Source organism: Brevundimonas sp. KH_060, assembly GCF_057838275.1.
Genome location: NZ_CM174463.1, coordinates 610,372 through 622,982, shown reverse-complemented (window position 1 = coordinate 622,982; position 12,611 = coordinate 610,372). Strand labels below are relative to the sequence as shown.

The 12,611-nt window shown below is 68.4% G+C and carries 10 protein-coding genes and 1 pseudogene; 5 read left to right on the top strand and 6 right to left on the bottom strand.

Annotation, left to right across the window (positions count from 1 at the left end):
- Position 1: 1 nt before the first annotated feature.
- The 3 genes from cyoE to coxB all read right to left on the bottom strand — a co-directional run bounded on the left by cyoE (position 2) and on the right by coxB (position 3,686).
- On the bottom strand, positions 2 to 979 hold the full coding sequence (gene cyoE / locus AC3IPP_RS03080; RefSeq protein WP_489177437.1) for a heme o synthase: 978 nt from the start codon (positions 977 to 979) through the stop codon (positions 2 to 4).
- 65 nt (positions 980 to 1,044) lie between these two features.
- The gene (gene ctaD, locus AC3IPP_RS03075) at positions 1,045 to 2,691 is read right to left on the bottom strand and encodes a cytochrome c oxidase subunit I (RefSeq protein WP_087141731.1); all 1,647 of its coding nucleotides are present in this window, start codon (positions 2,689 to 2,691) and stop codon (positions 1,045 to 1,047) included.
- 23 nt (positions 2,692 to 2,714) lie between these two features.
- Positions 2,715 to 3,686 (bottom strand): cytochrome c oxidase subunit II, encoded by a 972-nt coding sequence (gene coxB / locus AC3IPP_RS03070; RefSeq protein ID WP_489150321.1) that lies wholly within the window; start codon positions 3,684 to 3,686, stop codon positions 2,715 to 2,717.
- Between the two features lie 264 nt (positions 3,687 to 3,950).
- Here coxB and AC3IPP_RS03065 point away from each other — a divergent pair.
- The 4 genes and pseudogenes from AC3IPP_RS03065 to tldD form a co-directional block, all read left to right on the top strand.
- A pseudogene (locus AC3IPP_RS03065) lies at positions 3,951 to 4,262 on the top strand (PadR family transcriptional regulator); the annotation flags it as partial.
- Positions 4,263 to 4,381: 119 nt separating this feature from the next.
- A complete protein-coding gene (locus AC3IPP_RS03060) occupies positions 4,382 to 4,948 on the top strand; it encodes a DUF1700 domain-containing protein (RefSeq protein ID WP_087141728.1) in 567 nt (188 codons plus the stop codon).
- Positions 4,949 to 4,972: 24 nt separating this feature from the next.
- Positions 4,973 to 5,752 carry a GIN domain-containing protein gene (locus tag AC3IPP_RS03055; protein WP_489150320.1) on the top strand — a complete coding sequence of 260 codons (780 nt, stop codon included), beginning with the start codon at positions 4,973 to 4,975 and terminating at the stop codon, positions 5,750 to 5,752.
- A 107-nt stretch (positions 5,753 to 5,859) separates the two neighbouring features.
- Positions 5,860 to 7,290 carry a metalloprotease TldD gene (gene tldD / locus AC3IPP_RS03050; protein ID WP_489150319.1) on the top strand — a complete coding sequence of 477 codons (1,431 nt, stop codon included), beginning with the start codon at positions 5,860 to 5,862 and terminating at the stop codon, positions 7,288 to 7,290.
- Here the strand turns inward: tldD and mnmH are convergent.
- From mnmH to AC3IPP_RS03035, 3 genes are read right to left on the bottom strand one after another with little or no spacing between them, the layout of a single operon-like run.
- Complete coding sequence (mnmH, locus tag AC3IPP_RS03045) at positions 7,287 to 8,339, bottom strand: tRNA 2-selenouridine(34) synthase MnmH (protein WP_489150318.1); 1,053 nt, start codon at positions 8,337 to 8,339, stop codon at positions 7,287 to 7,289. The two genes, tldD and mnmH, sit on opposite strands and share 4 nt — an antisense overlap.
- Positions 8,339 to 9,394: a selenide, water dikinase SelD gene (gene selD, locus AC3IPP_RS03040; protein ID WP_489150317.1), complete on the bottom strand. Its 1,056-nt coding sequence runs from the start codon at positions 9,392 to 9,394 to the stop codon at positions 8,339 to 8,341. Before selD ends, mnmH begins: the two co-directional genes overlap by 1 nt.
- A 31-nt stretch (positions 9,395 to 9,425) precedes the next feature.
- Complete coding sequence (locus AC3IPP_RS03035) at positions 9,426 to 10,415, bottom strand: TraB/GumN family protein (protein ID WP_489150316.1); 990 nt, start codon at positions 10,413 to 10,415, stop codon at positions 9,426 to 9,428.
- Positions 10,416 to 10,558: 143 nt separating this feature from the next.
- On the opposite strand from AC3IPP_RS03035, the gene AC3IPP_RS03030 reads away from it, so the two are divergent.
- On the top strand, positions 10,559 to 12,610 hold the full coding sequence (locus AC3IPP_RS03030; RefSeq protein WP_489150315.1) for a TonB-dependent receptor plug domain-containing protein: 2,052 nt from the start codon (positions 10,559 to 10,561) through the stop codon (positions 12,608 to 12,610).
- Position 12,611: the final 1 nt, after the last annotated feature.

Here is a 12,611-nt window from a genome sequence, read left to right as displayed (position 1 = left end):
TTCAGACTCCGACGCCCGACAGATGCTCGACCAGCAGGGCCGAGAACAACGCCATCAGGTACAAGATCGAAAAGGCGAACAGGTTGCGGGCTGGTTTGGCCTCAGCCCGGACGTCATACAATGCGGCCTCTCGCCCCACGGCCTCGGCCTTGTCGGGCTGATCGCCCGCGCGCGAGCGCCACAGGCGGAAGGCCAGGGCCAGGAAGCCCAGCCCGCCCGCGACCGACACCACCAGATAGATGGGGCCGCCCAGGCCGGTGAAGGCCGGCGCGATCGCCACCGGCACGAAGGCCAGGCTGTAGAGCAGGATCTGCAGGCGGGTCGACTTGGCCCCGCGCGCCACCGGCATCATCGGAATGCCGGCCTTGGCGTAGTCGCCGGCCGAATAGAGGGTCAGGGCCCAGGTGTGCGGCGGCGTCCACATGAAGATGATCAGGAACAGCAGCCAGGCCTGCCACGGCGCATCGCCCGTGACCGCCGCCCAGCCGATCACGGGCGGCAGCGCGCCGGCGGCGCCGCCGATGACGATGTTCTGAGGCGTCCGGCGCTTCAGCACCAGGGTGTAGAGCCAGGCGTAATAAACGATGGTCAGGGCCAGCAGGCCGCCCGCCAGCCAGTTGGTCGTCATGCCCAGCAGCATGACCGAGAAGACCGACAACACCATACCGAAGGCGATGGCGTCGTTCTTTCGCACGCGTCCGGCCGCGACAGGGCGGCCGCGCGTGCGGCGCATCAAGGCGTCGGTCTCGCCCTCGACCGCCATGTTCAGCGCGCCCGCCGCCCCTGCGCCGACGGCGATGCACAGAATGGCGATGATCGCGTTGACCCAGCTCAGCTGGCCCGGCGCCACGACCAGTCCCGTCACCGCCGTGAACACCACAAGCGACATGACGCGCGGCTTCAGCAGCTGGAAGAAGTCTTCCGGCTGGGCCGTGGTGACGAGGGGCGTTTCTTGGGCTGGGCGTTCGGTCATGGTCATAAAAAGCGTTAAGGCCGCCCTTCCGGTTACGGAAGGGCGGCCTCTCCGGGTCTATCCGATACGGATCAGTGGTTGTCCGCCTTGACCACCGGCAGTTCGTTGAACTGGTGGTGGGGAGGCGGCGAGGACAGGGTCCACTCCAGCGTGGTGGCGCCTTCGCCCCACGGGTTGGCCTCGGCCTTGCGGCGACGGATGGCGGATTCCAGCAGCAGCACTAGGAACACGCCCACGCCGATGATGGTGATCAGATAGCCCACCGACGAGACGTGGTTCCAGTAGGTGAAGGCTTCCGGATAGTCGACGTAGCGACGCGGCATGCCCTGCAGGCCCAGGAAGTGCTGCGGGAAGAACACCAGGTTCACGCCCACGAACATGATCCAGAAGTGAGCCTGAGCCAGGAACTCGTTGTACTTCACCCCGAACATCTTCTCGTACCAGTAGTAGAAGGCCGCGAAGATCGAGAAGATGGCGCCCAGCGACAGCACGTAGTGGAAGTGCGCCACGACGTAGTAGGTGTCGTGCAGGCTGTAGTCGATGCCGGCGTTCGACAGGACCACGCCGGTCACGCCGCCGACGGTGAACAGGAAGATGAAGCCCATCGCCCACAGCATGGGCGCCTTGAAGGTGATGGAGCCGCCCCACATGGTGGCGATCCAGCTGAAGATCTTCACGCCCGTGGGCACGGCGATGATCATGGTCGCGGCCACGAAGTAGGCGCGCAGGTTCACGCTCATACCGACCGTGTACATGTGGTGCGCCCACACGATGAAGCCGATGAAGCCGATGGCGACCATGGCGTAGGCCATCGCGAGGTAGCCGAAGATCGGCTTCTTCGAGAAGGTCGAGACGATGTGCGAGATCATGCCGAAGCCCGGCAGGATCATGATGTACACTTCGGGGTGGCCGAAGAACCAGAACAGGTGCTGGTACATCACCGGGTCGCCGCCGCCGGCCGGATCGAAGAACGACGTGCCGAAGTTACGGTCGGTCAGCAGCATGGTGATGGCGCCCGCCAGAACCGGCAGCGACAGCAGCAGCAGGAAGGCCGTGATCAGAACGCCCCAGGCGAACAGCGGCATGCGGTGCAGGGTCATGCCCGGCGCGCGCATGTTGAAGATGGTGGTGATGAAGTTGATCGCGCCCAGGATCGACGAAGCGCCCGCGACGTGCAGCGAGAAGATCGCCAGGTCGAACGACGGCCCCGTGTGCCCCATGGTCGACAGCGGCGGATAGGACGTCCACCCCCCGCCGAAGCCGCGGCCAGGCCCGCCGTCGACGAACATCGACAGCACCAGCAGCACGAAGGCGAAGAAGATCAGCCAGAACGAGATGTTGTTCAGGCGCGGGAAGGCCATGTCCGGCGCCCCGATCATGATCGGGATGAAGTAGTTGCCGAAACCGCCCATCGTCGCCGGCATGACGACGAAGAACACCATGATCAGGGCGTGGGCCGTGACCGTGACGTTGTAGCCGTGCTTGGAAGCCTCGACGATCCCCAGTTGTTGGATGATCGTGCCTTCCTTGAACAGCTGGATGCCCGGCTCGGCCAGTTCCCAGCGGATCAGGCCCGACAGGGCGCCGCCGACAAGGCCGGTGAAGATGGCGAACACCAGGTACAGAATCCCGATGTCCTTGTGGTTGGTCGACAGGAACCAGCGGGTGAAGAAGCCCGGCTTATGGTCGTGTGAATCGTGAACAGCAGCGGTGGCCATGGGTCTGGGCTCTCGCGTCTCTCTTACTGAGCGGCCGGCGCGGCGGGCGCGGCGGCGGTTGCGGGGGCCGCAGGCGCGGCGTCGGTCGGGGCGGCGGCGGCGTCAGCAGCCGGAGCGACAGGCGCTTCGGCGGCGGCGGGCGCAGCCGCGGCAGCGGCGGCCGCTGCGTCATCGGCGGCCTTGGTCATGGAGCCGCCCTTGGAGGCGACCCAGGCGGCGAAGGCTTCCTGGCTCACCACCTTGACGTGGATCGGCATGAAGGCGTGGTCGACGCCGCACAGCTCGGAGCACTGGCCGTAGTAGTCGCCTTCCTTTTCGGCGCGGAACCAGGTCTCGTTCATACGGCCCGGAACAGCGTCCACCTTGATGGCGAAGGCCGGCACGGCGACGGCGTGGATCACGTCCGAGGCGGTGATCAGCAGGCGGACGTTCTGACCGACCGGAACCACCATCGGCTCATCGGCGGCCAGGCGGTACAGATGCTTGGGCGCCTTGTCTTCCGGCAGCATGTTCGAGATGTACTCGGCCACGCCCTGGTCCGGATATTCATAGCCCCAGTTCCACTGGTTGCCGGTGATCTTCACCGTCACGTCCGAGTCCGGATAGTCGTGATAGGCGAACAGCAGGCGGAACGAAAACAGCGAGATGCCGACCAGGATCAGCACCGGCACCACGGTCCAGATGACCTCGATGACCGTGTTGTGGCTCCATTTGGCCGGGGTCGGGTTGGCGCGCTTGTTGTAGCGGATCGCGATCCACACCAGCAGCGCCAGCACCAGCACGCAGATCACGGTGATGACCGGCATCAGCACGACGTTGTGGAAGAAGTGAGCCTCGTGCGCCAGCGGCGCGGCCGCCGTCTGGAAACCGATGCCCGCCGGCTTCGGCTGGCCCAAAACATCCTGCGCCATAGCCGGCGCGGCGAAAATGGCGGCAAGGGCGGTCGCGGCGATACCGCCCCCCAACCGCGCCATGGCTCGCATGCCCATCCCCATTCGAGAAGTCCTCATAAACCGTTCTGCAGCAGACGTTTGCGAGCAATTCGCAAGCGTCGCCGGGCCCAGACGGACCTCGGCGTGTCATGGCCGGTCCTTATCGGCTCGAACCGCCCTTGCCAAGCGATCAAGCGCACCTATGGCGCCCTCTCGACAAAATGCGGTCGATTAAATCGCTGTCATGTTTGGACAGCTACCTTGCACAGCAAGATACCTTGCGATACCCCTTAAGCACCCTAGAGAGGGACGCCCAAGAGGGACGCAATGCCCGACACCATCGACATCCAACTGAAGAAAGGCGTGCTGGGGCTCTGCGTCCTGGCGCTGCTCGCCCGACGCGACAGCTACGCCTATGAGATCGCCAGCCGCCTGTCCGACGCCATCGGCATGGGGGAAGGCACCATCTATCCGCTGATGCGGCGGATGCAGACCGACGGCCTGGTCGAGACCTATCTGGTCGAATCATCCAGCGGCCCGTCGCGCAAATACTATCGCCTGACCGCCGCGGGCCGCCGCGCCCTGGACGGCCAGACCGGCGAGTGGCGGGCCTTCGCCCGCGCCGTCGAGGCCCTGATCGCGGGCGATGACGACGACAGCGTCATTGTCGCCGAGGCCCCGGCCGAAACGCCCGCCCTGCTCGATCAGAGCGCCCAAACCGAATCGACTGCCCAAGCTGAGGACAGGGGAGAGAAGCAATGAACCGCGCGGAATTCCTGGCGCGACTGCGACGCGGCCTGGTGGGCCTGCCCGCCGCCACCGCCAATGAGATCGTGGCCGACTATGAAGCCCACTTCGCCGACGGCGCCGCCGCCGGCCGCAGCGAGGCCGAGGTGGCCGAGGCCCTGGGCGACCCCGATCGCCTGTCCCGCGAACTGAAGGCCGAGGCCGGCGCCCAGCGCTGGCGTCAGGAGCCGTCGGCGTCGTCCGCCGCCGGGGCCGTATTCGGCATCCTGGGCCTGGGCGCGATCGACATCCTGATCCTGCTGCCCATCGCCCTGCCCGTCTTCGGCACGGTGCTGTCCCTGCTGCTGGGTGGCGTCGGCGTCTTCATCGCCGGCGGCTTCGTCATGGTGGCGGGCGCCTTCATGGGCCTGCCGGGCGGGGCGCTGGCCGCCGCGCTGTTGGGCGTTGGCCTGATGGGTCTGGGCATCTTCATGGTCGGAACCATGGCCCTGCTGACCAAGTGGTTGATCGACGCCACCGTCTGGTACGCCCGCCTGCACTACCGCGTCGTCAAACCCGCCCTGGAACCCCAGGCCTAAAGCCAGAGAGAGGAGAACACAGTCATGATCCGCAATCTACTCATCATCTCCGGCGCGGGCCTGGTCCTGGCCATCGTCGGCATCGGCGGCGCCTTCGCCGTCGGGGGCCGCGACCTGGCTCGCCACGACTGGACCTGGGTCATCACCGACGACGAGGCTGGCGACAGCGGCTTCACCGTCGAGCGCGGCCAGGTCTCGCCCGACACGACCCGCACGATCGAATGGACGGGCGCCGACCGCCTGGCCATCAACATCCCCGCTGACGTCGTTTACGACCAGCAGGCCGATACGCCGGGCATCACCGTCTCGGGCGCCCAGAGCGTGGTCGAGCGCGTCCGCTTCTCCAACGGCCGCCTGACGCTAGACGAGGCCCCGCGCGGCGACCGCAGCTATGTCCGCTGGACCCGCACCGGCATCCGCGGCTGGAGCGAGACCGACGCCCTGAAGATCATCATCAAGGCGCCCTCGGTGAAGGCTTTCGACCTGTCGGGCCCGACCGAGCTGAAGATCCGCGGCTATGACCAGCCGTCGCTAGACCTGACGCTGACCGGCTCGTCCGACGTGCGGGTCCAGGGTCGCGCCGAAACCGTGACGGTCGACGTCTCCGGCGCCGGCGACGCCCGCATGGACGAACTGATCGTCGACGACGCCAAGGTCCGAGTCAGCGGCTCGGGCGAGGTCCGCGTCGGCCCCAGCGGCAAGGCCGAGGTCGACGTCTCGGGCAGCGGCGACGTCCGCCTGACCCGCCGCCCCGCCGAACTGCGCCAGTCGGTCAGCGGCTCCGGCGAGGTATCGCAGGACTGAGCCGCGTCTGAACGCGCCAAACAACATCGGCCCCTTTCGCACCGCGGGAGGGGCCGATTGCTTTTGCAGACCGTGACGCCGGGCCGCGCAGCCCCTATCTAGCGTCCATGAGCACTGTCGCCTCCCCCTCCCCCATCCTCGACGCCGCGGGCGTAGCCCCCGACGAGGCCCTGTCGATCCTGCAGACCGCCCTGGCGGGCGCCGACGACGGGGAGCTGTTCCTCGAAAAGACCGAGAGCGAATCCCTGGTCTTCGACGACGGGCGGCTGAAGGGCGCCTCCTATGATGCGGTGGAGGGCTTCGGCCTGCGCGTGGTGGCGGGCGAGACCGCGGGCTACGCCCACGCCAATGAGATCTCCGCCGCCGCCATTCGCCGCGCCGCCGACAGCGCTGCGCTCGCCAAGCGCGGCTATGACGGAACGGCCGCCGAGGCGCCGCGCGCCACCAACCAGCGCCTCTATGATCCGGTCGATCCGCTGCTGGCCCCGGCCTTCTCGGACAAGATCGCCCTGCTGGCCGAGATCGACGCCTGGGCCCGCGCCCGCGATCCGCGCGTGGTGCAGGTCTCGGCCTCTCTGGTCGGCGAACGGCGCGCCATCGACATCCTGCGCGGCGACGGGCGGCTGCTGAGCGACCTGCGCCCCCTGGTCCGGCTGAACGTCTCCGTCACCGTCGAGAAGGACGGCAAGCGCGAGAGCGCCTCGTCCGGCGCGGGCGGCCGCGCGGGCTTTGAAGAATGGGTCGCGCCCGAACGCTGGCAGGCCCAGGTGGACGAGGCCCTGCGTCAGGCCCTGGTCAATCTGGAGGCCGTCGACTGCCCGGCGGGCGAGATGGATGTGGTGCTCGGCGCGGGCTGGCCTGGCGTCCTGCTGCACGAAGCCGTCGGCCACGGCTTCGAGGGCGACTTTCACCGCAAGGGCTCGTCGGTCTTCACCGGCATGATGGGCATGCGGGTGGCCGCGCCGGGCGTGACGGTCGTGGACGACGGCTCCATCGCCGGGCGTCGCGGCTCCCTGTCGTTCGACGACGAGGGCACTCCGACCTCGCGCACCGTGCTGATCGAAGACGGCATCATGGTCGGCCTGATGCACGACCGGCTGTCGGCGCGCCAACTGGGCGCGAAGGCCACCGGCAACGGCCGCCGCCAGTCCTTCGCCCACACGCCCATGCCGCGCATGACCAACACCTTCATGGAAGGCGGCAAGGACAGCCAAGCCGACATGATCGCCTCGACCAAGCGCGGCCTCTACGCCGCCAATTTCGGCGGCGGTCAGGTGGACATCACCAACGGCAAGTTCGTCTTCCAGTGCACCGAGGCCTATCTGATTGAGGACGGCAAGATCACCGCCCCCGTGCGCGGCGCCACCCTGATCGGCGACGGGGCCACGGCCCTGACCCAGATCCAGATGATCGGCGACGACTTCGCCTTCGATCCCGGCGTCGGCACCTGCGGCAAGGCGGGGCAAGGCGTCCCCGTCGGCATCGGCCAGCCCAGCCTCAAGATCGGCGGCCTGACGGTGGGCGGCACGGCGGTTTAAAGCGCGGCCGCCCGCGTCGCCACAGCCTCAGCGGCGCGATCCAGATCGGCGTCGGCCCCGACATCCATCGTGATTTCGCCCAGGTCGCGCGATCCGGCCGAGGCCCGGCGATAGGCCGGATCGTAGTGGTCGCGCATCAGGGTCGTCGCCAGAGCGCGCAGGTCGCCCGCCTGCGACAGCGCACGCCATTGCGCAACCTGCTCGCGGCTGTGGTGGCTGGGCATCCGCGCCAGAAGCGCATCGCGCACGGCCGCGTCATCAGTCGCCGCTTGATAATCACGCAGCACCCGCTCGACCCGCGCCTCGAACGGGGCCGACAGGCGCAAAGCGGGCGCCGCCTTCATCGCCGCCCACAGCACCGGCGGCACGGTCAGGCGGCCGATGCGGCTGGCCTCGGCCTCGACCACCACGGGGCGGGTCAGGTCGAGGGTGGACAGGGCGGCGTAGAGACGGCTTTCGAACAGCTTCTGCGACGGCTGCTCCGCCTCGGTGCGCCCGAACAGGGAGCCGCGATGCGCCGCCAGCCCCTCCAGATTCAGGCTCTGGGCGCCGTGATCAGCCAGGCGGGCCAGCACCTCGGTCTTGCCGCTGCCGGTCAGGCCGTCCAGCAGGATCAGTTTCAGCGCCGGCGCCGTCTCCAGATCATGCAGGGCGGCGGCCACCGTCCGGCGCCAGGTCTGATAACCGCCCTCCAGCCGTGTGACGGGCCAGCCGACCTGCTCCATCACCGTGGTCATGGCCGTCGACCGCTGCCCGCCGCGCCAGCAATAGACCAGCGGCTGGAAGCTTCCGTCGCGGTCGCCCAGCGCCCCTTCCAGATGCGCGGCGATGTTGCGCGCCACCAGCGCCGCGCCGAGGCGGCGGGCCAGGAATTTCGAAGTCTGGACGTAGAGGGTTCCCACCTCCACCCGCTGGGCGTCGTCCAGCACCGGCAGGTTGATCGCGCCGGGCAAATGATCCTCGGCGAACTCGCCCGGACTGCGCACGTCGATGACGGCGTCGTAGCGCGCCAGCGCCGCCAGCGAGACGTCCGCCGTCAGCCGCGCCATCAGCCAGCCGCCGTCACGATCACCGACGGTTCGCCCTCGCGCACCCGGCCGACGCGGCGGGCCGAGGCGAAACCCATGTCCTGAACCAGCGCCATCACGCCATCCGCCGCCTCGGGCGCGACAGCGATCAGCAGGCCGCCCGAGGTCTGGGGATCGGTCAGCAGGTCGCGCCGCCACTCCGGCAGTTCGGCGTCCAGCGTCACCGCCCCGCCATAGGCCGCCCAGTTGCGCACCGAGGCGCCGGTCCGCACCCCGGCCTGGGCCAGGGCGGGCGATCCGTCCAGGAACACCGGCGCGTCAGCGTCGATCTCGACCGCCAGACCCGCGCCGCGCGCCATCTCCAGCGCGTGGCCCAGCAAGCCGAAGCCGGTCACGTCCGTCACGGCGTGGACGCCCTCCATAGCCGCCAGCTTCGGCCCCGGCGTATTCAACTTGGTGGTCGAGCCGATCAGCGCCTCATAGCCGCCCGCCTCCAACCGCCCCTGCTTATAGGCCGCGCTCAGCACGCCGACGCCCAGCGCCTTGGTCAGGATCAACACGTCGCCCGCGCGCGCGCCGCGATTGGTCAGCACCCGGTCCGGGTGCGTCAGACCCAGGGCGACCAGGCCGTAGATCGGCTCCAGGCTGTCGATCGAATGGCCGCCCGCCACGGGCACGCCCGCCTCGGCGCAGACGGACACGCCGCCTTCCAGCACCCGACCGATGGTCTGCGGCGACAGCTTGCCGACCGGCATGCCGACGATGGCCAGGGCGAAGATCGGCGTCGCCCCCATGGCGTAGACATCCGACAGGGCGTTGGCCGCCGCGATCCGGCCGAAGTCGAACGGATCGTCCACCATCGGCATGAAGAAGTCGGTCGTCGCCACCAGGGCCTGCTGGTCATTCAGCCGCCAGACCGCCGCGTCGTCCGAGGTCTCGGTCCCCACCATCAGATCGGCGAAGGCCGCCGTGCGCGGCGTCGAGGCCAGGATGGACTGCAGCACGTCAGGCGCGATCTTGCAGCCGCAGCCGCCGCCATGGGCCAAGGAAGTGAGTCTGGGTTCGATGTCGCTCATGACCCCGGCGTCGGCCTTCGCAGGCCAGGCGTCAACCGGCTTCGTGCGTGACGGGGGATGCGGCGCGCCATTCCGGACCGTCCACCTCGAAGCCCTGGGCCTCCAGCGTATCGAGCACGCCGCCCGGCTCGGCCAGACGACGCAAGGGCGCGACGGCCATGGTCAGGCCCGGCTGGGTCAGGGCTTCGGCGATGGCGTCGGTCCATTCCGTGCGCAGTTGCGGCCCGATCTGCGGATCGCCCCACGGCCAGCAGCGGTCCGCCGCCTGATCGACGGGCGAGGCCAGCACCTCGGCCACCCGCAGCCCGCGCCAGGCCTCGGCCCGCAGACGCACGGCCTCCGGTCCCAGTTCGGCCGCCGACAGAGCCGCGCGCAGGCATTCCCGGTGCGTCTCGGGCGGAGCGGAGATCAGGCTCTCGACCAGATCGGCGCCACGCACTACGCCGATCGAGCGAATCGGCACGCGCGCCTTGCGGGCGGCGCGGCGCACGGCCTCGTCGGCGCCGACCGGCCGGGCGTCCTTCTCGCCCGCCTTGTCCTTGAACAGGTCGATGGCCAGCATCAACAGACTGTACCGCCGCCACTGATCGGTCTTTTCGTCCGCCATCACGGCCTCCAGCCGCGCCTGATCCTCGGGAGCGAGATAGTCGGCGGTCGTCGTGCCCTCGGGCAGCCAGCCGATGGTGCGGATGCGCCACATCAGGCGCAGGACGTCGGCGGGCGAGGCGCGGCCGCGCTGCGGAAACAGGATGCGATCGGCGCGGGCGGCGGCGTCTTCCAGCGCCTGGGCGCGCCATTCGAAATCGCGCGGCGCCTCCTCGATAGCGCCGACCAGGATCATCACCCCTTCGCCGTCACGCCGCACCGTCCACATGGGCGCGCCCGCCCGCCGCGCCGTGACGACCACCTCGTCCACGCGGGTCGCCGCCTCGCTCTGCCCCCGAGCGGCGAAGGTCGAGGAGGGAACCGCCGAAGCAAGCAGGAGAGCGGCCAGAGCCACGGACAGAAGAGGAGCTTTCATGTCCTCACCCTAAAGCCTGAGAAATCCGCCGCACGTGACTATTCCGTAATGCTGTCAGCGATTTAATCCACCTGTCGGGCTTGTAACTGGAGATCAAGCCTCTACGCCGCCAAACCTCTGCCGACACCGAGGGAGAGGACGAGATGAACACCAAGAGCGCCCTGCTGGCGACCACCGCCCTGCTGCTGACCGCGGCCGCTCCGGCTGCGGCGCTCGCCGCCGATGCGTCCGCCGCGCCCGCCCGTCAGGCGGCTGTTCCTGGCGATCAGGCCGTGCTGGTCTTCACCCCCGACTTCTTCGCCGACGCCCGTCCGAACACGGCGCTGGACATGGTCAACCGGGTGCCGGGCTTCTCGGTCAACGACGGCGACGGGGCGCGCGGCTTCGAAGGCGCGGTCGGCAACGTCCTGATCAACGGCTCGCGCCCGGCGTCGAAGAACGACACCGGCTCCAACGTCCTGGGCCGCACCATCGCCAGCCAGGTCGAGCGTATCGAGCTGATCCGCGGCGGCGCGCCGGGCATCGAGATGCAGGGCTATTCGGTCGTCGCCAACGTCATCCTGAAGAACACCGTCAGCCGCGAGCACATCCTGACCGGCAACGCCTTCCTGTTCGAAGGCGGCCAGGACCTTTTCGGCGGCACCTATCAGTTCACCGAGCGCAAGGGCGACCGCACCTGGGGCGTGACGCTGAGCGACGGCATCTCCAACAGCGACTCCAACGGCGCGGGTCCCCTGCGTCGCGTCGGGCCGAATGGGGAGCTGTTGCGCGCCGAGGATTACTACAACGACGGCTACGGCGGCGGGAACTCGATCCGGGGCACCTACGCCGGCCCGCTGATGGGCGGCAAGATCGACCTGACGGCGCGCTATGGCATCAACGACTGGCACAACATCAACCGCCAGACGGCGCCGGACGTGCTGCGCGAAAGCCTGTCCGATGAGGACACCACGAGCGGCGAAGTCGGCGTCGTCTACACCCGCCCCTTGTCCAAGCGGCTGAAGCTGGAGGCGCGCTTCATCCATGAGTTCGAAGAGTTCGACAATGTCGCCACCTCCCTGACGCGCGAACGTGGAACCGAGGAGCCGATCCAGCGCTTCGCCGCGACCGGCGATTCGTCCGAGACCATCCTGCGCGGCCTGCTGCGCTTCGAGCGGTCCGCCGCCCTGGAGTTCGAAGGCGGGGGCGAGATCGCCTACAACATGCTGGAGGTCGAGCAGGCCTACTCCATCGGCGGGGTGAACAAACCCCTGCCCTCAGCCTCGGTCAAGGTCGAGGAAACGCGCGGCGAGCTGTTCGGCAAGGCCACCTGGCGCATCAACCCCAAGTGGACGCTCGAGGGGGGGCTGCGGCTGGAATCCTCGACCATCAGCCAGTCGGGCGACGCCGAACAGGAGAAGAGCTTCTTCTACGCCAAGCCGCGCCTGCTGACGACGTGGACGCCGACGGCCGACACCCAGGTCCGCCTGCGCATCGAACGGACGGTCGGCCAGCTGGACTTCGGCGACTTCGCCGCCTCGGCCGAGCTGGAGGATGAGAACGTCTTCGGCGGCAACGTCAATCTGCAGCCCGAGCAACGCTGGGTCGGCGAACTGACCTTCGAGAAACGCTTCTGGGGCGAAGGCATCGTCAGCGTCGGCCTGCGTCACGACGAGATCACCGACGCCATCGACCTGATCCCGCTGGACGGCGGTCTGGCCGCCGTGGGCAATATCGGCGACGGCACGCTGGACCAGCTGGTGCTGAACGTCACCGTCCCGACCGACAAGCTGGGTCTCTCGGGCGGCAAGTTCGGCTTCAAGAACACCTGGAACCACACCGAGGTCACGGATCCCACGACCGGCGAGATCCGCCCCATCTCGGGCATCCGCGCCAGCCAGGCGACCATCACCTTCCAACAGGACATCACCAGCTGGAAGTTGCAGTGGGGCGGCGCCTGGATCCCCCTTCTGGGTCAGAAGGACTATCAACCGGACCAGATCTCGGGCTGGCGCGGCCACGACTATTACGAGCTGTGGGCCGAATATAAGCCGACGCCGACCCTGGCGATCCGGGGGCAGGTGAACCTCTGGGACGACTTCAACGTCGAGCGCACCATCTTCGGCGACCGTGAGAGCCGGCCGATCGCCTTCGTCGAGAACCGCTTCATCGACCCGCGCACCTTCTATCAGATCCGCCTGCGCAAGACCTTCTGAG